The sequence below is a fragment of the Cellvibrio fibrivorans genome, from assembly GCF_031457055.1.
GTDB classification, from domain to species: domain Bacteria; phylum Pseudomonadota; class Gammaproteobacteria; order Pseudomonadales; family Cellvibrionaceae; genus Cellvibrio; species Cellvibrio fibrivorans.
Map to the genome: position 1 here is coordinate 111955 of NZ_JAVDVX010000005.1, position 22404 is coordinate 134358.

Annotated in this window: 17 protein-coding genes; 12 read left to right on the plus strand and 5 right to left on the minus strand. The window is 48.1% G+C overall.

From position 1 onward, the window contains the following. Window positions 1–105 precede the first annotated feature (105 nt). From cysM to J2X05_RS13940, 6 genes are all read left to right on the plus strand, one after another. Window positions 106–993, plus strand: coding sequence for a cysteine synthase CysM (cysM, locus tag J2X05_RS13915; RefSeq protein WP_310073437.1), 888 nt, complete (start codon window positions 106–108; stop codon window positions 991–993). Window positions 994–1075: 82 nt separating this feature from the next. Beyond that, window positions 1076–2530 (plus strand): CotH kinase family protein, encoded by a 1455-nt coding sequence (locus J2X05_RS13920; protein WP_310073440.1) that lies wholly within the window; start codon window positions 1076–1078, stop codon window positions 2528–2530. A 67-nt stretch (window positions 2531–2597) separates the two neighbouring features. Next, complete coding sequence (gene rlmD, locus J2X05_RS13925; protein ID WP_310073442.1) at window positions 2598–4103, plus strand: 23S rRNA (uracil(1939)-C(5))-methyltransferase RlmD; 1506 nt, start codon at window positions 2598–2600, stop codon at window positions 4101–4103. 57 nt (window positions 4104–4160) lie between these two features. Next, complete coding sequence (gene relA, locus J2X05_RS13930; RefSeq protein WP_310073444.1) at window positions 4161–6401, plus strand: GTP diphosphokinase; 2241 nt, start codon at window positions 4161–4163, stop codon at window positions 6399–6401. 10 nt (window positions 6402–6411) lie between these two features. Then, window positions 6412–7206: a nucleoside triphosphate pyrophosphohydrolase gene (gene mazG / locus J2X05_RS13935; RefSeq protein ID WP_310073446.1), complete on the plus strand. Its 795-nt coding sequence runs from the start codon at window positions 6412–6414 to the stop codon at window positions 7204–7206. A 254-nt stretch (window positions 7207–7460) separates the two neighbouring features. Next, window positions 7461–8690: an HD-GYP domain-containing protein gene (locus J2X05_RS13940; protein WP_310074013.1), complete on the plus strand. Its 1230-nt coding sequence runs from the start codon at window positions 7461–7463 to the stop codon at window positions 8688–8690. A 68-nt stretch (window positions 8691–8758) separates the two neighbouring features. On the opposite strand, the gene J2X05_RS13945 is transcribed toward J2X05_RS13940, so the two are convergent. Further along, window positions 8759–9571, minus strand: a complete 813-nt coding sequence (locus J2X05_RS13945) for a pseudouridine synthase (protein ID WP_374725279.1) — start codon at window positions 9569–9571, stop codon at window positions 8759–8761. Window positions 9572–9797: 226 nt separating this feature from the next. Here J2X05_RS13945 and J2X05_RS13950 point away from each other — a divergent pair, with 226 nt between their 5' ends. Next, window positions 9798–12023: an NADP-dependent isocitrate dehydrogenase gene (locus J2X05_RS13950; protein WP_310073447.1), complete on the plus strand. Its 2226-nt coding sequence runs from the start codon at window positions 9798–9800 to the stop codon at window positions 12021–12023. 94 nt (window positions 12024–12117) lie between these two features. Here J2X05_RS13950 and cspD read toward each other — a convergent pair whose 3' ends face one another. After that, on the minus strand, window positions 12118–12372 hold the full coding sequence (cspD, locus tag J2X05_RS13955) for a cold shock domain-containing protein CspD (protein ID WP_310073448.1): 255 nt from the start codon (window positions 12370–12372) through the stop codon (window positions 12118–12120). A 321-nt stretch (window positions 12373–12693) separates the two neighbouring features. On the opposite strand from cspD, the gene clpS reads away from it, so the two are divergent. After that, the gene (gene clpS, locus J2X05_RS13960) at window positions 12694–13065 is read left to right on the plus strand and encodes an ATP-dependent Clp protease adapter ClpS (protein WP_310073450.1); all 372 of its coding nucleotides are present in this window, start codon (window positions 12694–12696) and stop codon (window positions 13063–13065) included. Window positions 13066–13122: 57 nt separating this feature from the next. Next, window positions 13123–15414, plus strand: a complete 2292-nt coding sequence (gene clpA, locus J2X05_RS13965) for an ATP-dependent Clp protease ATP-binding subunit ClpA (protein WP_310073452.1) — start codon at window positions 13123–13125, stop codon at window positions 15412–15414. 89 nt (window positions 15415–15503) lie between these two features. On the opposite strand, the gene infA is transcribed toward clpA, so the two are convergent. The 3 genes from infA to aat form a co-directional block, all read right to left on the minus strand. Next, window positions 15504–15722, minus strand: coding sequence for a translation initiation factor IF-1 (gene infA, locus J2X05_RS13970; protein ID WP_039916411.1), 219 nt, complete (start codon window positions 15720–15722; stop codon window positions 15504–15506). Window positions 15723–15910: 188 nt separating this feature from the next. Then, window positions 15911–16618, minus strand: coding sequence for an arginyltransferase (locus tag J2X05_RS13975; RefSeq protein ID WP_310073454.1), 708 nt, complete (start codon window positions 16616–16618; stop codon window positions 15911–15913). Between the two features lie 21 nt (window positions 16619–16639). Then, window positions 16640–17353: a leucyl/phenylalanyl-tRNA--protein transferase gene (gene aat / locus J2X05_RS13980; protein ID WP_310073455.1), complete on the minus strand. Its 714-nt coding sequence runs from the start codon at window positions 17351–17353 to the stop codon at window positions 16640–16642. A gap of 295 nt (window positions 17354–17648) precedes the next feature. Here aat and J2X05_RS13985 point away from each other — a divergent pair, with 295 nt between their 5' ends. Genes J2X05_RS13985 through J2X05_RS13995 form a run of 3 tightly spaced genes read left to right on the plus strand, consistent with a single transcriptional unit; the run spans window position 17649 to window position 22394 of the window. Next, window positions 17649–19571, plus strand: coding sequence for a PrkA family serine protein kinase (locus J2X05_RS13985; protein WP_310073458.1), 1923 nt, complete (start codon window positions 17649–17651; stop codon window positions 19569–19571). 52 nt (window positions 19572–19623) lie between these two features. After that, entirely contained in the window at window positions 19624–20898 is a 1275-nt protein-coding gene (locus tag J2X05_RS13990; protein WP_310073459.1) for a YeaH/YhbH family protein, read from the plus strand. Beyond that, a complete protein-coding gene (locus J2X05_RS13995; RefSeq protein ID WP_310073460.1) occupies window positions 20895–22394 on the plus strand; it encodes a SpoVR family protein in 1500 nt (499 codons plus the stop codon). Before J2X05_RS13990 ends, J2X05_RS13995 begins: the two co-directional genes overlap by 4 nt. Window positions 22395–22404: the final 10 nt, after the last annotated feature.

The following is a 22404-nucleotide window of genomic DNA, read 5'->3' on the forward strand; positions in this document are numbered from 1 at the left end:
TTCACCACAGGGTGTTCGCAGGGTGGGTGATCACAGGTAGAATAGCCGTCCCACGCGCGCCAGCGCAACCGGCTATTTACCTGAATCATCAGCTTTGAGGTCAGTATGGATTTTCCCACCATAGAGGCATTTGTTGGCAATACACCACTGGTGCGTTTGCAGCGCTTGCCGGGTGTATCGAGCAATACAATATTGGTAAAGCTGGAGGGCAATAATCCCGCAGGTTCAGTGAAAGACCGTCCCGCATTATCCATGATCAGCCGTGCTGAGTTACGCGGCGATATTAAACCCGGGGATACGCTAATCGAAGCCACCAGCGGCAACACTGGCATTGCACTGGCGATGGTCGCGGCGATCAAGGGCTACCGGATGATTTTGATCATGCCTGATAACTCCACTGCCGAGCGCAAAGCGTCAATGGCAGCTTATGGGGCGGAGCTGATTTTGGTGAGCAAAGAGGCGGGCATGGAAGGCGCGCGCGATCTCGCACTCAAAATGCAAGCCGAAGGTAAGGGTAAGGTATTGGATCAGTTCGGCAACCCCGATAATCCACTCGCTCACTACACTACCACCGGCCCGGAGCTCTGGCAGCAAACTGGTGGCACTATCACCCATTTCGTCAGTTCCATGGGTACCACGGGTACGATCATGGGTACATCGCTTTATCTAAAAGAAAAAAATCCGGCAATTCAGATTATTGGTTTGCAACCAGCTGAGGGTGCGCAAATTCCCGGTATTCGCCGTTGGCCGGAAGCCTATTTGCCCAAGATATACGAGCGCGATCGCGTCGATGGAATTGTCAGTATGCCCCAGCCGCTGGCCGAGCAAACGATGCGCGACCTCGCACGCAAAGAGGGGATTTTTTGTGGTGTGTCATCTGGCGGTGCAGTAGCGGCAGCGCTGGAATTAAGTCGGCAAGTAGAAAATGCCGTGATAGTGGCGATTATTTGCGATCGTGGTGACCGCTATTTATCGTCTGGCTTGTTTAATTAAGGATTGCAGACCGGAGCACAATCCGTGATCAATTCAAGGCGTTCGTGGATTTATTAAAAATAACTAATGTGGATGGTTTTTTATGACGGCAATAATTCGGTTTACGTTTATTTTTTTTGCAGTGTTACTGCAGGCTTGTGGTGGTGGCAGCTCGGGTTCAAAAGATCCGGTTGCTATTAGTTCGTCACCGGCGAGTTCAGCTGCAGCGACTGTTTCATCGACCGCAAATTTTTCATCCTTCAGCTCTAGTTCCAGTGTTGCATCGAGCATGCCAGCAGATTTTCCAGTTGGTGTTGTTGACGCATTACCTGTGTTAAAAATTACCACTGCTGGCAGTGCACCTATCTTGTCCAAAGAGACCTATGTCAACGGTAATTTTGAATTGACCGGTGTAGGTATGGCGCCAGTAGACGGTGCGTTGGAAATTCGTGGTCGCGGCAATTCGACTTGGAGTTGGGTCAAGAAACCCTATCGGCTTAAACTGGCTAATTCCACTGAAATGTTGGGTATGCCAGCAAGTAAACATTGGGTATTGCTGGCGAACTATGCGGACAAAACATTAATGCGCAACGATATCGCATTTATGTTAAGTCGCCACTTGGGATTGGAATATACGGTTAGAAACCAGTATGTAGAAGTGACACTTAACGGCGCCTATCAGGGTGTGTATCAATTAGTCGAACATATTCGCGTTGGTAAAGACAGGGTAAACATTCCTGAGTTAAAAGTCGCTGATACCGATGCCGAAAAAATTACCGGTGGTTATTTGATGGAAGTGGATTTCCGTATGCACAAGGATTATTGCCAAACTGCGTTCTGGGAAAGTTTTTGTGTAAATGGCGTCAACATGGATCGCGAAGCGGCTTTTTGTGTGGACTCAACCCATGGCATGAACCCGTTCTGTATCGATACTCCCGAAACATTGTTAGAGGCAAATTGGTCGGCTCAGCGCGAATACATCAACAAATACATCACAGATACTGAAGCAGCATTGTTTGGCAATAACTTTACCGATCCGCAACTGGGTTACGCCGCCTATATCGATGTGGATTCAGCGGTGAATTATTTTTTAATTAACGAACTGTTTAAAAATCCCGATGGCGCGGTCGCGAGTTTTTATTTGTATAAAAAACGCAATGGCAAATTATTTTTCGGACCAATTTGGGATTTTGATTTGGCATTTGGCAACGCGGGTTACGATGATGTTGATAAAACCTATGGCTGGCATATTCGTCCCGCACCCTGGTTTGACCGTTTATTTCAAGATCCTGCTTTTAAAGCCAAAGTAAAAGCGCGGTGGAATAGTGCAAAAGCGGACGGAAAACTGGATTACGTTTTCCAATATGCTGAAGCGCGTGCGGCCTGGCTGGATAAGCAACAAAAGAAAAATTATCTGCTCTGGTCAGTCACGGATTTTGCTGATTGGATTATACATGGCAGCCATGGTGGCACTGGTAGCTATGAAGCGGAAGTAAAAGAAATGATCCGCTGGCAGCGCGAGCGCTACAAATGGATAGATACTGAGCTCAATAAATAAAACTGATGACGGCGCATGATTCACACAACTACTGCGCCGTTACTTTTTGTAATCCCGGGAATTTTTAATGTCCAATCGCAGTGGTAAAAATGGCGGCTCATCAAAAAATGGTACGCCGAAAAAAGGCGGCAGCCTGTTGGGCAAAAAACCGCGCCCTAAAAAAGCCGATGGCAGCGTGTATGTGCGCGATGATGCGCCGCGCCGCAATCAGGCGCGCGTTGAAGAAAAGCAACTGCCGCAAACCAATAAGCGCCTTGGCGAATTTATCATTGATCGTTTAAGTCACGATGGCCGCGGTGTTGCCAGTCTCGACGGCAAAACCGTTTTTATCGATGGTGCTCTGGTTGGTGAAAAAGTTACTGCGCGGCTGGTGGAAGATCATGCGCGTTTTATCGATGCACGTATCGACCAGTTAATTGATAGCTCCCCGGAACGTGTTGTGCCTCCCTGTGAACATTTCGCCATCTGCGGTGGTTGCCAACTGCAATATATGCAACCCGCGGCGCAAATAGAAATGAAACAAAATGCGGTGTTGGAACAATTGCAGCGCTGGGGCGGAGTAGTGCCTAAACAGATATTGTTGGCAATCAGCGCAGGCGATCGCGCTTATCGCAGCCGTGCGCGCCTAGGTGTTTGGTACGAAGCTGACGGCAGCGTGACGCTCGGCTTTCGCCAGCGCTACAGCAATGACATCACGCCCATCAAACAGTGTGTGGTGTTGGTGCCCGAATTAAATGTGCTGCTCGCGCCTTTGCACCGCTGGTTGACGGAACTGCGTGCAGTTAAAGCGGTGACCCATATTGAATTGGTCAAAGGGCAAAACACGACGGCGATTATTTTGCGTCACACGAAAAAGTTGGCGGAGGCAGATTTACTTGCACTCGCTGAATTGGCAGAAGCGACACAATGCAAGGTGTGGCTGGAGCCCAATGGTAATCTCGGCTTGACGGATCTTACTGGCGAGCCCTGCGATCCACGTTTGGGGTATTCCGTTGAAGGGGTGGAGCTTGGGTTTCACCCGCAGGATTTCACTCAGGTAAATCCACAAGTGAACCGGCAGATGATCGCGCAAGCCCTGGACTTGCTGGCATTAAAGCCCACTGACCGGGTGCTGGATTTATTCTGCGGCATCGGCAACTTCACCCTGCCTATCGCGCAGCAGTGTGCTGAAGTGGTTGGCATTGAAGCTGTTGAGTCGATGGTCTTGCGAGGGCGTGAAAATGCCGAACGGTTAAATATCACTAACGCCAAATTTATTGCCGCCAACCTGGCGGATATGACCCATACTCAATTGCGACGTTTGGGGGGCGCTAATAAGGAACAGGGAATCGACGCGATTTTGCTTGATCCGCCCCGCGATGGTGCAAAAGATATTATTGCCAGCATTCTGCGCTGGGATGCGGAAAAGCAACTTTCTCCCAACCGGATTGTCTACGTCAGTTGCAACCCTGCAACTTTGGCGCGTGATTCCGCATTGTTGGCAGAGGCTGGCTACCAGTTGGATAAGCTTGGTGTGCTGGATATGTTCCCCCACACCAGCCACGTTGAATCTATGGCGCTATTTTTGCGTTAGCAAATGCTTTCTTAAAGAGCTGCGTAAGTAAGACCCAATTTATTGAAGTAAACGCGTATGGTTAAAGTCAGAGCAGATCATCCCATAGCCGCGGATGGTCAGGTCGATATAGATGCCTGGATCGATCGCCTCAATCAGGGTTACATCCAATCGGACGCGAGCCGTGCCGAGTTGCGTCGCGCGGCTGAGTTAAGTTTATCTCTGGTCGATATCCATGCCGATGATGACCATAACTGGGGGGAGGATTTCTCCTGCTTCCGTATTGGCCTGGAGATGGCCGAGATACTTGCGGACTTACAGCTCGATCAGGATGCGTTGGTTGCCGCCATTCTCTACCGCGCTGTGCGCGAGCACAAAATCAGCCTTATTGATGTCCAAGCCCGCTTTGGCGATACCGTCGGCAAACTGGTGAAAGGTGTGCTGCGGATGGCGGCCATCAGCTACCAGCGCAACGAAGAGGAGCGAGTACTGGGTTCACAGGCGACCGAGCAGGCGGAAAAAATCCGCAAGATGTTGGTTTCCATGGTGGACGATGTTCGCGTCGCCCTGATCAAACTGGCTGAGCGCACCTGCGCCATCCGCTCGGTGAAAAACGCTGAACCAGACCGCCGCCGCCAGGTATCGCGCGAAGTGGCTGATATCTACGCGCCGCTTGCCCATCGTCTCGGTATCGGTCATATCAAATGGGAGCTGGAAGATTTGTCCTTCCGCTACCTGCAGCCTGATGATTACAAGCGCATCGCCAAACTTCTCGATGAGCGCCGCTTGGCGCGGCAGGAATACATTGACAATCTGCTTAACCTGATCCGCACTGAACTGAAAAAAGCGGGTATCGAAGGTTCTGTCGGCGGCCGCGCCAAACATATCTACAGTATTTGGCGCAAAATGCAGCGCAAAGGCATCCCCTTTTCGCAGGTGTACGATATCCGCGCCGTGCGCATCCTTGTGCCCAGTGTGCGCGATTGTTACGCGGTGCTGGGGATAGTCCATAGCCTCTGGCGCAATATTCCCCACGAGTTCGATGACTACATTGCTTCGCCCAAGGAGAATGGCTATCGCTCATTACACACTGCCGTTTGGGGACCGGAAAACAAGGTGTTGGAAATCCAGATTCGCACCCAGGAAATGCACGAAGAATCCGAGCTGGGTGTCTGCGCCCACTGGCGCTACAAAGGTACCGATACCAAAGCGGTACAGGATGGCTACGAGCAGAAAATCGCCTGGTTGCGTCAAGTCCTCGAATGGCATGAAGAACTGGGTGGTGATTCCGAGCATCTGCAAGATGATTTGCGTTCGGTCAATCAGGACCGCATTTACGTGTTTACCCCCGAAGGCCACGTGGTGGATTTGCCGCGTACTGCCACGCCACTCGATTTCGCTTACAAAATTCACACCGATGTCGGCCATCGCTGCCGCGGTGCCAAGGTCAACAACCGCATAGTGCCGCTCAACTACCAACTGACTAATGCGGATCAGGTGGAAATTCTCACCGGTAAAATGGAATCGCCTAGTCGTGATTGGCTCAATGCGGCGCTCGGTTATGTGAACACGCCGCGTGCGCGCGCCAAAATCCAGCATTGGTATAAACAACAGGCGCGCGATAAAAATATCGCCGAAGGCCAAGCGCTGCTCGACCGCGAATTCAAACGCCTCGCACTTCTGGATCTGGACTTTGAAGAGCTTGCGAAAAAATTGCGCTTCAACAATCTCGATGATCTATATGCCGCCGTAGGCGCAAGTGATATTGGTGTCGGCCAGGTTTTAAATGCTGCGCAGAAACAATTGGATGATGCTGATCCGCAACAGCCGTTAATCCCGTTTAAAACAAAATCGCCCCGGCAGAAAAAAGATTCGGATTTTTATATCGAAGGGGTGGGCAACTTACTAACCCAAATCGCCAATTGCTGCAACCCGGTGCCGGGCGATGCGATTACGGGTTACATCACGCTGGGCAAAGGCGTATCCATTCATCGCCAGGATTGCTCCAATATTTTGCAGCTGCAGACCGATGAACCCCAGCGCATTATTAAAGTGGAGTGGGGCGATACACCGCAGAGTTTTTACTCTGTGGATGTGGTTATTGAAGCTTATGACCGCTACGGCTTGTTGAAAGACATTACCACGCTGCTGGATACCGAACGCATCAATATTGTTGCTATGCAAACCCTGTCAGATAAGCGTAAAAACACAGTGGATATGCAAGTGACGGTAGAAATTCGCAGCTTCGATGAATTGAGCCGCATACTTACCAAACTCAACCAGTTACCTAATATTGCGTCGGCACGCCGTAAACACTAGGATTTGATTTGTGACTCAATACTCTATCGACGATTTGCTTTATTTGATGGCACGCTTGCGCGATCCGGAATCCGGTTGCCCATGGGATCTCACACAGGATTACGCCAGCATCGCGCCATCAACGTTGGAAGAAGCCTATGAGGTCGTCGATGCAATTGAGAAGCAGGATTTTGTCCATCTCAAAGAAGAGCTGGGCGATTTATTATTCCAAGTGATTTTTTATAGCCAGCTCGGAATGGAAGAAGACCGGTTTGAATTTGCGGGTGTGGTTTCTGATCTGGTTGCCAAACTAATACGTCGCCACCCACATGTATTTCCTGATGGTACTTTGCATAGCCGGGTAGAAAATCGCCATACATTACCGACGGATGTCAAAGCGCGTTGGGAAGCCATCAAACAACAAGAGCGCGCCGAAAAAGGTGCAAATGGAATTCTCGCGGATGTCCCACTAAATTTGCCGGCGTTAAGTCGGGCCGCAAAGTTGCAAAAACGTGCCGCCAGTGTGGGTTTTGATTGGGATGATGTGTACGGCCCCATCGCCAAAGTGCGAGAAGAATTAATGGAAGTAGAAGCTGAGTTGGATTCGGGCGATATGGCTGCGCTTGAAGAAGAGTTGGGCGATTTATTATTTGCTGTAGTAAATATTGCGCGCTACCAGAAAATCGACCCGGAGCAGGCTTTGCGTCGCGCCAATCAAAAATTTGAGCAGCGCTTTCATTTTATCGAGACCCACAGCCCAACTCCCTTGGCCGAGACCTCTATCCATGACATGAATCGTCTCTGGGACGAGGCCAAAAAACACTGAGTGTGATAGCGCTTTAGTGTCCTTCCTTTCTTTAGAACAAAATGACATCGCCGCTTGGCAAATCGTCGGTGTGGCGCCTAAGTCATCTCAAGAGGTATAAGATGTTCAGGTTTTCATAGCTTTTTGTTACATGTGACCGGTTTCAAAAGCAGCTATGATTCATTGGTAGCAAGCAATAAAAGCCCCCCTGTTGAAACAATAAAAACACGAATAGTGAGGTTCCTTTGGATCGGCGCGAAGTAAAGCCGGGCTATGTGGATAAGAAGCTGAGCACCATTAAAATCCACATCTCAGAGCTAAAAATTGGCATGTTTGTCTCTAAACTGGATCGCGACTGGCAGGAAACCCCGTTTTTGATGCAGGGTTTTATGATTGAAAGTCTCGATGATATAGACACAGTGGCTGAGTTTTCGCAGCATGTGTGGATAGATGCAGTGCGCGAGCAATGGATACCTCCAGAAGAGCGCGGAGTTGCTGGTCCCGCCATTGCTAAATCGACGTCTTATATCAACAAAGTTGCGGCCCAGAAAGAACACGAGGCGGCCTTAGGCATTTTTCGCGAAGCCAAGAAGCTGACCAAAACGCTGCTTGAGGATGTTCGGTTGGGAGGTGTGGTTAATACCGAGCAGGCAAAAGCAACCGTTAAAGATTGCGTCGGCAGTATTTTGCGCAATGCCGATGCTCTCATCTGGATGTCGCGCATGCGCAATGAAGATGAGTACACCGCTGAGCATTGTTTGAATGTGTGCATTTTGGCAATCGCCTTTGGTCGCCATCTTGGCATGAGTGAGGCCGAGCTGGAAAAGTTAGGCTTGTGTGGTTTATTGCATGATGTAGGCAAAATGCGCGTGCCTCCGCAAATTCTCAATAAGCATGAAGAACTCACCGACAAAGAATTCAATATCATCAAAGCGCATACAGTACACGGGCGCAATTTGCTGATGTCATCACCTGGTGTACCCAATTCCACTGTTGATGTTGCCTACAGTCACCATGAACGGGTTGATGGCACAGGTTATCCACGCAAATTAAAAGCGGCGGGTATTTCCGATTTCGCGCGAATTGTTTGTATTGTCGATGCCTACGACGCAATGACCGGTGACCGTTGTTATTCCCGCGCCATTCCCAGCACTGATGCACTCAAACGTATATTCCAGGATCGTGGCACCCATTTTGATGAGCGGCTCGCGTTGGAATTTATCAAGTGTGTCGGTTTATATCCCCCCGGCAGTATTGTTGAGTTGGTCAATGGTTTGGTGGGTATCGTGCTTGAGTCCAATCATCGCTATCGTCATTTGCCAAAAATTATTACTGTGAAAGATTTAAATAAACCGCTCGAAAAAGAACAGGTTATTAATTTAAATGAGATTGAACAGAAAACTCTGGATAAAGGCTTTTTGATCAAGCGGGCACTTTGTGATGGCAGCTACGGAATCCGTATTCGCGACTATCGCGAGAAAGGGTTGGCCTTTACCTTTGCATAACGCCTTTGCATCGATGTTAATCAATAAGGCGCTTCTATGGGCGCCTTATTTTTTGCCTGAAACATCCGTTATTCTTTATCAACAATGCGCTTGGGTTTTGGTTTTTGAATCACCAGGGTTTTGGTTGCAGGTTTTGTTGTCTGCGCCGGTTTATTTGCGCTTGGTGAAGGCCGTTTATTTTGCGGCGTACTTTTGGTTTTATTGGATGGTTTTTTATTTATATTAGCGCCATTTGGATGTGGCGAGTTTGCTCCTGCCATTTTTGTTGCGGGTTTGTGTTTGGCATTATGGTTTCTGGTGCGCGTGCTATTTGCACCAGCTGTTACAGCTGATTTCGGTGGTTGTACCGTTTCGGTTTTGTATTTTCCTTGTTCTATTCCTTCCAGTGTCCAATTACCAATTTTTACACGTACCAACCGTAAAGTGGGGTGACCTACTGCGGCTGTCATACGGCGTACCTGACGATTGCGTCCTTCAGTAATGACTAATTCCAACCATTGAGTGGGAATATTCGCGCGTTCGCGAATGGGCGGCACTCGCTCCCAGAGTTTGGGGGTAGGGATCAATCGCACCTCGGCCGGTTGCGTCATACCATCATTGAGTTCAACACCCTGACGCAACTTGGTCAGGGCATAGCTATTGGGAGCGCCCTCTACTTGCACCCAATAGGTTTTGGGTTGTTTGTGTGCAGGGTGGCTGATGTGGTGCTGCAAATCGCCATCATCGGTTAGCAATAACAAACCTTCGGAGTCGTGATCCAACCGACCGGCAGGGTAGACATGGGGGATCTTGATGTAATCCTTGAGTGTTGGGCGACCTTCACCATCGGTAAATTGTGAGAGCACGCCAAAGGGTTTATTGAACAGAATCAGGGAAGCCATAATACTCACACAACCAAAAGATAAATCCGCAAAAGTGGATTTTAACTGAGTTTGGCTCCGTCGCCATAGCAACATAATCCATGCATAAAGGACTGTAGAGGTGTAGAATCGCCCGCGCTCTGGCAAGGGGCAGTTCCCTGTGGCGGGGCTCTTTTTCTAAATTTTCATATCGTTAATGGTAGAGCTCACAAGGCCGAGCCGCATGAATTGATGGAGCCATCTTTAAATGACAGATTCAAAAATTATCTATACCCAAACCGACGAAGCGCCAGCCCTGGCAACTTACTCCTTACTCCCCATTGTTCAATCCTTTACCAAATCTTCCGGCATCGCTATCGAAACTCGCGACATTTCGCTTTCCGGCCGTATTATCGCCGCTTTCCCCGATGTCCTGACCAAAGAACAATTTATCGGTGATCACCTTGCCGAACTGGGTAAACTGGCAACGACGCCAGAAGCCAATATCATCAAGCTACCTAACATCAGCGCCTCTGTTCCGCAATTAAAAGCGGCGATCAAAGAGTTGCAATCACAAGGTTACAAGCTTCCTGACTACCCTGAAAACCCGACTAACGATGCCGAAAAAGACGCTAAAGCGCGCTACGACAAAATCAAAGGTTCTGCAGTAAACCCGGTTTTGCGTGAAGGTAACTCGGATCGTCGTGCACCTCTGTCAGTCAAAAATTATGCGCGCAAGAATCCGCACAAAATGGGTGCTTGGGCGGCGGATTCCAAATCGCATGTTGCGCACATGTCTGCTGGCGATTTTTACGGCAGCGAGAAGTCAGCGTTGATCGCCGATGCGGGCAATTTGAAAATCGAATTTGTTGGTAAAGACGGCACCACCAAAGTATTGAAAGAATCGGTAAAAGTTCTGGCTGGTGAAATTATCGACGCTTCAGTGCTGAGCAAAAAAGCGCTGCGCGCGTTTATCGCCGAGCAAATTGAAGATGCGAAAAACAGGGGTGTGTTGCTGTCTGTGCACCTTAAAGCGACCATGATGAAAGTTTCTGACCCGATTATTTTTGGTCACTTTGTTTCTGTGTTTTATGCACCTGTATTGGAAAAACACGCAGCCGTATTGAGTGAGCTGGCAGTTGATCTGAACAACGGCCTTGGCGACCTTTACGCCAAAATCAAATCCTTGCCTGCTGAAAAACAAGCGGAAATCGAAGGCGATATCAAAGCGCTTTACGCAACCCGTCCTGAATTGGCGATGGTGAACTCCGACAAAGGTATCACCAACCTGCACGTACCCAGCGATGTGATCGTTGATGCATCCATGCCAGCGATGATTCGCGATTCAGGTAAAATGTGGAATACCGCTGGCAAGTTGCAAGATACCAAAGCCTGTATCCCTGACCGTTGCTACGCTGGTATTTATCAAGTTGTTATCGACGATTGCAAAAAGCACGGCGCTTTCAACCCAACCACCATGGGCAGCGTGCCTAACGTGGGCTTGATGGCACAAGCGGCAGAAGAATACGGTTCACATGACAAGACTTTCCAAATCGCGGCTGATGGTGTTGTACGCCTAGTGGACGCAGCTGGCAAAGTGTTGATCGAACAAACTGTTGAGCAGGGCGATATTTTCCGTGCTTGCCAGGTAAAAGATGCACCTATTCAGGATTGGGTGAAACTGGCGGTTAATCGCGCCCGTGCATCAGCGACTCCAGCAGTGTTCTGGTTGGATCCAAAACGCGCTCACGATGCCCAGTTGATCACCAAGGTAAATACCTACCTGAAAGATCACGATACAACAGGCCTTGAGATTTACATTAAAACTCCGGAAGAGGCGATTCAATACTCGCTCGACCGAATCCGCGCTGGCAAAGACACTATATCGGTGACCGGTAACGTACTGCGCGATTACCTCACAGATTTGTTCCCGATCATGGAATTGGGTACTTCAGCCAAAATGCTGTCGATTGTTCCGTTGATGAACGGCGGTGGATTGTTTGAAACAGGTGCTGGTGGTTCTGCTCCCAAGCATGTCCAACAATTCGTCGAAGAAGGCCACTTACGCTGGGACTCACTTGGTGAATTTCTGGCGTTGGCTGAATCTCTGGATCATTTTGGCAATGTCACCCACAACGCCAAAGCCAAGGTTTTCGCCAAAACTCTGGACCAGGCCAACGGCAAGTTCCTTGACGAAAACAAATCGCCTGGCCGTGCTGCGGGGGAGTTGGATAACCGTGGCAGCCATTTCTATTTGGCGCTCTACTGGGCTCAAGCGCTGGCAGCGCAAACGGAAGATGCTGCTTTGCAGGCTCAGTTCGCTCCAGTTGCCAAAACCTTAACCGAAAACGAAGCCAAAATCGTTGACGAGCTAAAAGCGGCATCAGGTAAGCCGGTTGATTTGGGTGGTTACTACCGTCCGGATTTCGCCAAGGCATCTGCTGCCTTGCGTCCAAGCGCTACCTTTAACGCAGTCTTGGCAAGCTTGAACTAAGTCTTCCGGAATTCAGGAAGCGATAGAAGCACAAGAAGCCCCCTGTAGTGATACAGGGGGCTTTTTTCATGGGGGAATTCGCTCCGTCCGAACTTTAGGCGGGAACCGCGCTCGTTCGGCTGATATGTTGCAAAGCTGCATCGTTGGCCGGGGCGGTGATATTGACTGCATGCAGCCCTTTATCGCCCTTGGTGACCTCAAATGTCACCTGTTGGCCAGCTTTGAGGGTTTTGTAACCCTCCATAGTGATGGCGGAATAGTGCGCAAACAGGTCTTCGCCGCCCTCATCCGCAAGGATAAAGCCGTAGCCTTTTGCATTATTGAACCATTTAACGGTGCCAGTTGGCATGATTGGAGTCCTTCTGCCCAAGTGATGCCCTTGAAAAACATCACTGTCGTTATTATTGTCCCAAGTACAGCTATTGCTCGGGGTTTGGACGAGATGTCTGCTTTTGTGTTGCTGAAAGTGTACCGCTGAAAGTCTTTAAGTGAGTTCTGGTGCTTTTATTTGAACTATATGCCGCATTTGTGTGCAAATGCGCTCTTTTTTTATCCAACAATTGACCCAAAGTCAAGCATTTATCCGTATTAGGTCTCATTAGGGCTTGTTATGCCGATGAGTTACAATACCGCCGAACAACTAATCATTTTTACTTTGTATTGAATCTCTATGGGCAATCTCCAAAACCTTCAACTAACCTTAGGTAAAGACGACGACAATTCTGCCGATGAATCTGATGGCGGTCTTGCGGTCTTAACCTCCAAGCCGAAGCTGAAACGGCCACCTATGTATAAGGTGATGCTACTAAATGACGATTACACACCGATGGATTTTGTGGTGGAAATACTGGAAGTGTTTTTTTCCATGTCGCGCGAAAAAGCCACCCACGTAATGTTAACGGTACATGTTCACGGCAAAGCGGTTTGTGGTATCTATACTCGTGATATAGCTGAAACTAAAGCGGCGCAAGTGAATCAATATGCAAGAGAGAATCAACATCCTCTGCTGTGCGAAATAGAAGCGGTTGAAGATGGTGAGTAACAGTAAGTGGTAGTGTGAGTGGTTTTTACATTTGTTGGTTAGAAGAGGGTATGCGCGATGTTAAGTAAAGATCTTGAAGTAACCTTAAATCTTGCTTTCAAAGGTGCGCGCTCCAAGCGTCACGAATTTATGACCGTTGAGCACTTGTTATTGGCGCTCATCGATAATGATTCGGCTGCTAATGTACTGCGCGCTTGCGGTGCTGATTTAATGAGTCTGCGTAAAGAATTAATCGAGTTTGTCGATTCCACAACCCCGCTCATCCCTGAAAATGATTCCGAGCGCGAAACCCAACCAACCTTGGGCTTTCAACGCGTATTGCAGCGCGCTGTATTTCATGTGCAATCATCCGGTAAACAAGAAGTCACCGGTGCCAATGTTCTAGTCGCCATTTTTAGCGAACAGGAAAGTCAGGCTGTTTATTACCTCAAACAACAAAGCATTGCCCGTATTGATGTGGTGAATTACATCACGCACGGCATCCATAAAGTGTCTGGTCACACCGATCACAGTCACGACCATCACTCACCGCAAGAAAATCAGGATGAGGATGCAGCAACAAGCGAGTCCAGCTCACAAAGCCCGCTGGAAAATTTTGCTGCAAACCTGAATGAAGCGGCGATGCAAGGCCGCATTGACCCACTGGTCGGCCGTGAGTTTGAAGTAGAGCGCGTATGCCAGATTTTGTCGCGTCGCCGCAAAAACAATCCGCTGCTGGTTGGCGAATCTGGTGTGGGTAAAACCGCAATAGCTGAGGGGCTTGCCAAACGTATTGTGGATGGCGATGTGCCTGAGACCTTGGCTGACAGTGTGGTGTACTCTTTGGATATGGGAGCATTGTTAGCGGGCACTAAATATCGCGGCGATTTTGAAAAGCGTTTCAAAAGCTTGCTCAATGAATTGAAGAAGCAAAAAAATTCTATTTTGTTTATCGATGAAATCCACACCATCATAGGTGCTGGTGCGGCCTCTGGCGGTGTGATGGATGCCTCTAACTTGTTAAAGCCACTGCTGTCATCCGGCGAAATTCGCTGCATGGGTTCAACGACTTATCAGGAATATCGCGGTATTTTTGATAAAGACCGTGCACTTTCACGCCGCTTCCAAAAAGTGGATGTAAATGAACCGACAGTCGAAGAAACTTATCAAATTCTCAAAGGGCTTAAGAGCCGTTTTGAAAAGCATCATAACTTGCGTTACACCGATGCTGCTTTGCGCGCAGCTGCGGAATTGGCCGAGCGCTACATTAATGATCGCTTCTTGCCCGATAAGGCAATCGATGTGATTGATGAAGCCGGTGCTTATCAACAGTTACAAACGCCAAGCAAACGCAAGAAAACGATTGGTGTTACCGATGTGGAAAATGTCGTGGCGAAAATTGCACGCATTCCTCCAAAAAGTGTGTCTTCATCTGATAAAGAGCAACTGCGCAAGCTGGATCAGAATTTGAAGATGACTGTATTCGGCCAAGACGAAGCAATCGACACTCTCGCTACGGCGATCAAGTTGTCGCGCGCTGGTTTGGGCGCTGCAGAGAAGCCAATCGGCTCCTTCCTGTTTGCTGGTCCGACCGGTGTAGGTAAAACCGAAGTCTGCCGCCAATTGGCTAAATGCATGGGGATGGAGCTGGTGCGCTTTGACATGTCGGAATATATGGAACGCCATACCGTATCGCGTTTGATTGGTGCTCCACCAGGTTATGTGGGTTTTGATCAGGGCGGTCTGTTGACGGATGCCATCACCAAACAACCGCATTGTGTCTTGTTGTTGGATGAGATCGAGAAGGCGCACCCAGAAGTCTTTAATTTGCTATTGCAGGTTATGGATCACGGTAGCTTGACCGATAACAATGGACGCAAAGCTGACTTCCGTAACGTTATCCTGATTATGACTACCAACGCGGGTGCAGAGGTAATGAGCCGTGCATCTATCGGCTTTACCCATCAAGACCACACTACCGATGGTATGGAAGCGATCAAGAAGATGTTTACCCCTGAATTCCGCAACCGTTTGGATGCGATAGTCCAGTTTGCATCGCTGACGCTCAATACCATCAAAACTGTGGTGGACAAATTCCTGATGGAATTGCAAACCCAGTTGGATGATAAGCATGTAACTCTGGAGATCAGCGACGACGCTCGTGAATGGTTAGCGATCCATGGTTACGATGTAAAAATGGGTGCACGCCCGATGGCGCGTTTGATTCAGGATAAGCTGAAGAAACCGTTGGCCGAAGAAATCCTATTTGGGTCACTCTCTCACGGCGGCGGTACAGTAGATGTGGATGTGGATACGATTGAAGATAAGTTGATTATAGAAGTGAAAGCTAAGCATGCGCAGCCTGCATAATTATCTTCCTTAATTAGCAGCTACACCGAAAAACAAAAAGCCGCACATGTGCGGCTTTTTGTTTTTATGCGAAACGTTAATGGATGCTATTAACGTGCACGATAGGTAATGCGGCCTTTAGTCAGGTCATAGGGAGTCATCTCAACCTTAACCTTGTCACCTGTCAAAATGCGGATGTAGTTTTTGCGCATCTTGCCGGAGATGTGGGCGATAACCACATGTCCATTCTCCAGTTTTACGCGAAAGGTGGTGTTGGGCAGGGTATCAACCACTTCGCCATCAAATTCAATGCAATCGTCTTTTGCCATGCGGCAGTTTCCTCAGGTTTCCAATAGTTCTACCTATCGCGATACTGCGATAGGAGGGGGTAAAAAAATAGGCGTGAATTGTGCCTTAATTAACCAGCGGCGCCAAGGGGAAAGGGGATAAAAGCGGGGTTTGCTGCAATTTATCGCTTTGCTTTGCTGCAAATCTGCGCAAGTCGAAGCTAGAGCATTCAGTTAAGTCGCATCCAACGACGATTTACCAGCAATTCCAAGGGGCGATACTGAATCTTGTAATTCATCTTTTCGCACTCTTTGATCCAGTAGCCGAGATAGAGGTAGTCCAACCCAAGGCTTTTGGCCTTTTCGATTTGCGCAAGTATCGCAAATTTCCCCAAGCTGCGGCTCTCCTCGCTCGCATCGTAAAAGGTGTAGACCGCTGAAAGGCCATCCCCCAAGTGGTCGCACACCGACACACCAATCAAGCGCCCGTCCAGACGAAACTCAATGAACTGTGTAATACCCCATTCGCTGGTGAGAAATGCCTTGTATTGATCTTCGGATGGAGGATACATATCCCCGTCCTGATGACGGCTCTCGATATAGCGGGAGTAGAGGTTGTAGTGTTCGAGTGTGTTGATATTTTGAGTTATTTGCAGGGATAAGTCGCGATTGTGCTGAAAACAGCGGCGTTGTGAGCGGTTGGGTTTGAACAGCTTCACAGGGATGCGGCAGGAGACACAGGCCTGGCAGCGCAGGCATTGCGGACGATAGAGGTGCGCACCGCTGCGGCGAAAACCTAACTGCGATAATTGGGTGTAGAGTGTAGGGTCAATATTGGCTTCCGGATCGACAAATACCGTTGTCGCCTCTTGCCCATCGAGATAACTACAGGGGTGAGGTTGGGTCGCAAATAGCTTGAGGGTGGAGAGGTCAGACATGATTGCCTCGCGCAAATCCGGTTATTCCCAAGCAGCGACCGTCATATTCGACCAGATCAGCGAATTCGCGCCGGGTTTATCGGTAAAGTTTATCAGCATTCGCTGGAACTCTTCACGCGGGATTTCAACTGCCCCCAAACTAAACAGGTGGTCGTTAGCAACTTGGCAATCGATCAGCTGAAAATCCCAGGCGCGCAGCTGCCTTACCAGGTGAGCAAAACCTACTTTGGACGCATTATCGGCGCGGCTGAACATGGACTCGCCAAAAAATATCTGCCCCAAGGCGATACCGTAGAGCCCACCCACTAATTCAGCGCCGCGCCAGACTTCTACCGAGTGGGCAAAACCGCGTTCATGCAGCGCGCAATAGCCTGCAATGATGTCATCGCTAATCCAGGTTCCATCGGCGTAGGCGCGCGGTGCGGCGCAGGCGGTCATCACGGTGCGAAAACAGTTGTCGAAGGTCACACGATAAATCCCTTTGCGCAGGGTTTTGTGCAAACTTTTTGATATGTGCAGTTGATCGGGAAAAACCACGGTGCGCGGGCTGGGGCTCCACCATAAAATGGGGTCACCCGGATTAAACCAGGGGAATATTCCCCGATAATAAGCCGCGAGAATTCGCTCTGGCGATAAATCGCCACCGACCGCAAGCAGGCCTTCGGGGTTATCCAATGCATGCGCTGGATCAGGGAATTCATAATTGTCAGGGCTTAGCCAAGGGATTGAAATCATAGAATCCGTATCAATAGTTTATGCGTATAAAAAGACGAGGTTTATCGCGCACCGCTATAGTGGGGCTTACACAATATTTCTCACAAGTTTGAATTACTTGGCGCGTTTTTTGAGTGTAAAAGTGTAGCGAGAAATCAGTCAATAATTTGTTATTCCCTTTAATGCTTGAGAATTTTAGGGCTATGCTTAGGGATATCAGTTAATAGTTAATTTTTTATAGCCTGTTAATGTCAACATCGTTTACTGTTTTAGCAATCTGTCGTTTGCCGCTTTAGTCGCTAACCCGAGGTAGATTATGAGTATTTTCAGCCATTACCGCGAGCGTTTTGAAACTACCCAGCAGGAAGAATTAACGATTAAGGAGTATCTCGAACTCTGCAAAAAAGATCCCAGCGTTTACGCTTCCGCTGCCGAGCGCATGCTCATGGCGATTGGTGAACCGGAGATGATCGACACCTCGCAAGATGCACGTCTCAGCCGAATTTTTTCCAACAAAATCATGAAGCGCTATAAAGTCTTTAATGAATTTTATGGCATGGAAGAGTGTATCCAACAGATAGTGTCGTTTTTCAAGCATGCGGCGCAAGGGTTGGAGGAAAAGAAACAAATTCTATATCTGCTAGGCCCTGTGGGCGGTGGTAAATCTTCATTGGCTGAAATGCTTAAATCGCTCATGGAAAAAATGCCGATTTATTGCATCAAAGGTTCTCCCGTTTTTGAGTCGCCACTGGGGTTGTTTAATCCCGATGAGGACGGAAAAATTCTGGAAGAGGATTACGGCATACCGCGCCGGTATATCAAAACTATTATGTCGCCTTGGGCGGCCAAGCGTTTACACGAATTCCACGGCGATATTACCCAGTTCAAAGTGGTAAAAATGTATCCGTCCATTCTCAATCAGGTGGCTATTACCAAAACTGAACCGGGCGATGAAAACAACCAGGATATTTCTTCCCTGGTGGGTAAGGTTGATATTCGTCAATTAGAAGAGTTTCCGCAAAACGACCCGGATGCCTACAGTTTTAGTGGTGGCCTGTGCCGCGCCAACCAAGGGTTGATGGAATTTGTGGAGATGTTCAAGGCTCCTATTAAAGTGCTGCATCCGTTGTTGACCGCAACGCAAGAGGGCAACTTCAATAGCACTGAAGGCTTGGGAGCGATTCCGTTTGACGGGATTATTCTTGCGCACTCCAACGAATCGGAATGGCAAAACTTCCGTAACAACAAAAACAATGAAGCGTTTATTGACCGTGTGTACATTGTCAAAGTGCCTTATTGCCTGCGTGTAACGGAAGAGATGAAAATTTACGAAAAGCTTCTCCAAAATTCTTCACTTTCCAAAGCACCTTGTGCTCCCGATACACTGCGAATGCTTGCACAGTTCTCGGTGTTGTCGCGCATTAAAGAGCCGGAAAATTCCAATATATTTTCCAAAATGCGTGTGTACGATGGTGAAAACTTGAAAGACACAGATCCGCGCGCAAAATCATTGCAAGAGTATCGCGATGCAGCTGGTGTCGATGAGGGGATGACGGGTTTATCTACCCGTTTTGCTTTCAAAATTTTATCGAAAGTATTTAATTTTGATCCAACCGAGATTGCTGCTAACCCGGTGCATCTAATGTATGTGCTGGAGCAACAAATCGAACAGGAACAATTCCCCAAAGAAGTGCAAGAGAAATATCTGAATGCCTTAAAAGAATTCATTTCACCCAAATACGTGGATTTCATCGGCAAAGAAATCCAGACTGCCTATTTGGAATCTTACGCGGAATATGGGCAAAATATTTTCGACCGCTACGTGACCTATGCGGATTTTTGGATTCAGGATCAGGAGTATCGCGACCCTGAAACCGGAGAGATCCTCAACCGTTCGTCGCTCAATGATGAGTTGGAAAAAATCGAGAAGCCGGCCGGAATCAGCAACCCGAAAGATTTCCGCAACGAGATAGTCAATTTTGTATTGCGAGCTAAAGCGAATAATGCGGGTAAAAATCCGGATTGGCGCAGCTATGAAAAACTGCGCATCGTGATTGAGAAGAAAATGTTCTCCAATACCGAGGATTTGTTGCCAGTGATTTCATTCAATGCCAAGGCCTCGGTGCAAGACAAGAAAAAACATCACGACTTTGTGCAGCGCATGGTGGAGCGCGGTTACACCGAAAAACAAGTGCGGTTGTTATCTGAATGGTATCTGAGAGTTAGAAAATCGCAGTAAATCTGTCTTCTCTTGCGAATTTCTGTTGCGTTGCAAACGTTAAGGTTGAAGTATGAGTTACATTATTGATCGACGTCTCAATGCCAAAAACAAAAGCGCCGTAAATCGCCAACGCTTTTTACGGCGCTATCGCCACCAAATTCAAAAAGCGGTTTCCGATGCGGTAAGTGAAAGATCCATCACCGATATTGATAAAGGCGGTAAAGTCAGTATTCCTGCGCGTGATATTAGTGAGCCAAGTATTTATCATGGCCAAGGTGGTCACAATGAACGTGTTTTGCCGGGCAATAAACATTTTTCGGAGGGCGATAAAATTGCACGGCCCGAAGGTGGTAGCGGGCAGGGCAGTGGCGGCAACGCCAGTAATTCCGGTGAGGGTATGGATGATTTTTCATTCACACTGTCACAAGAAGAATTTCTGGATTTTATGTTCGACGGTTTGGAGCTCCCCAACCTTATCAAGCGGCAACTGTCCGGGTTGGAAGAGTTTAAAACCGTTCGTGCCGGTATTGCCAATGAAGGTCAACCCGGGCGAATTAATATTGTCCGCTCGTTGCGCTCCGCCAATATGCGGCGCATTGCTTTAGCGTCTGGCAAACGGCGGCAATTGGCTGAGTTGCAAGCAGAGTTATCTGCCTTGGTGGCTATTCCAGAAGCAAAACGCGATAAAGAGCGCGAGCAGGAATTAATGCATGCAATTGCTAAATTGGAAAAAGCCATTGGCCGTATCCCCTGGCTGGATACTTTCGATCTCAAATACAACCTGCATATCAAACAACCTATCCCTCGCTCCAAGGCGGTGATGTTTTGCATTATGGATGTGTCTGGTTCTATGGACCAGGCCACCAAAGATATCGCCAAGCGTTTTTTTATCCTGCTGTATTTATTTTTGCAGCGCAATTACGAAAAAACAGAAATTGTATTTATTCGCCACCACACCAGTGCCAAAGAAGTGGATGAGGACGAATTTTTTCATTCGCGCGAAACCGGTGGCACCGTTGTATCCAGTGCCTTGCGCCTGATGCAGGAAATTATTCGGGATCGCTATTCACCTGAGGTGTGGAATATTTATGGTGCACAGGCCTCGGATGGCGATAACTGGGGTGAAGATTCAGATGTGTGCCGAGATATCCTGGTCGATGATCTTTTACCCAATTGCCAATATTTTTCCTATATTGAAATCACTAACAACGAACATCAAGCCCTCTGGAATACCTATGAGTCCATCCAAGAGGAATATCCGGATCATTTTGCCCTGCAACATATCCGCGAAGTAAGTGATATTTACCCCGTCTTTCGTGAACTTTTTCATAAGAAGGTTGCATGAATAAACCACTGTTTGTCACCTCTGAATGGAATTTTGATTTGATTCGGGAGTGCGACCAGATTCTCGGCGAGCTTGCCAAAGAATTCGGTCTGGATACCTACCCCAACCAAATTGAAGTGATCAGTTCCGAACAAATGATGGATGCCTATTCGTCTGTGGGTATGCCCATAGGGTACAGTCATTGGTCTTACGGTAAACAACTGCTCAGTACCGAGCATTCGTATAAACGTGGACAAATGGGGTTGGCCTACGAAATCGTCATTAATTCAAATCCTTGTATTGCGTATTTAATGGAAGAAAATACCATGACCATGCAAGCGCTGGTAATTGCGCATGCCTGTTATGGTCACAACTCTTTTTTTAAAGGTAATTATTTATTCCGCACCTGGACCGATGCCAGTTCCATTATTGACTATCTGGTTTTTGCCAAAAACTACATCAGTAAATGCGAGGAGCGTTACGGCATAGCAGCGGTGGAGGATATCCTGGATTCCTGTCACGCCTTGATGAATTATGGCGTAGATCGGTACAAACGCCCTTATCCTATTTCTGCACATGAGGAAGAGCGCCGCCAGAGCGAGCGTGAAGAATATTTGCGCAAGCATGTGAACGATTTGTGGCGCACTATCCCCAAATCCGCCGCAAGCGATGCACAAAAAAATGCCCCCCGATTCCCGGCTGAGCCGCAAGAGAATATTTTGTATTTTTTGGAAAAAAATTCACCTTTGCTTGAGCCATGGCAGCGCGAAGTTATTCGCATCGTTCGCAAAATAGCCCAGTATTTTTATCCGCAGCGTCAAACACAAGTGATGAACGAAGGCTGGGCAACATTTTGGCATTACACCTTATTAAATGAATTGCATGCGCGCGGCTATGTTAGCGATGGTTTTATGCTGGAGTTTTTGCAGTCCCACACCAGCGTAGTGGCACAGCCCGCGTACGATAGTCCCTATTTTAGTGGTATTAATCCCTATACCCTTGGTTTTTCGATGATGAGCGATATTCGCCGCATCTGCGAAAAACCTACCGATGAAGATCGTATCTGGTTTCCTGAAATTGCCGGTTCGGATTGGAAACAAACCCTGCAATTTGCGATGAAAAACTTTAAAGATGAAAGTTTTATCCTGCAATTCTTGTCGCCCAAGGTGATGCGCGATTTAAAGTTGTTCAGTATTGTCGATGATGATCAGCAGGACAAAATCAACGTTGATGCCATCCATAATGAAACAGGGTTTAAACGGCTGCGAGAGACTTTGGCTGGACAATATAATCTGGGTAATCGCGAGCCAAACATTCAGGTTTACAATGTTGAAGTGCGTGGCGATAGATCCTTGACCTTGCACCATTACATGCATAATCGTCGCCCTTTGGGTGACTCTACACCGGAAGTGTTAAAACATCTGCATCGCCTTTGGGGATTTGATGTGCATTTGCATTCTGTTGATGGGGGCGAGATCAAACAGAGTTACCACTGCACACAAAACAAAATTGCCTGACTTTTCCAGT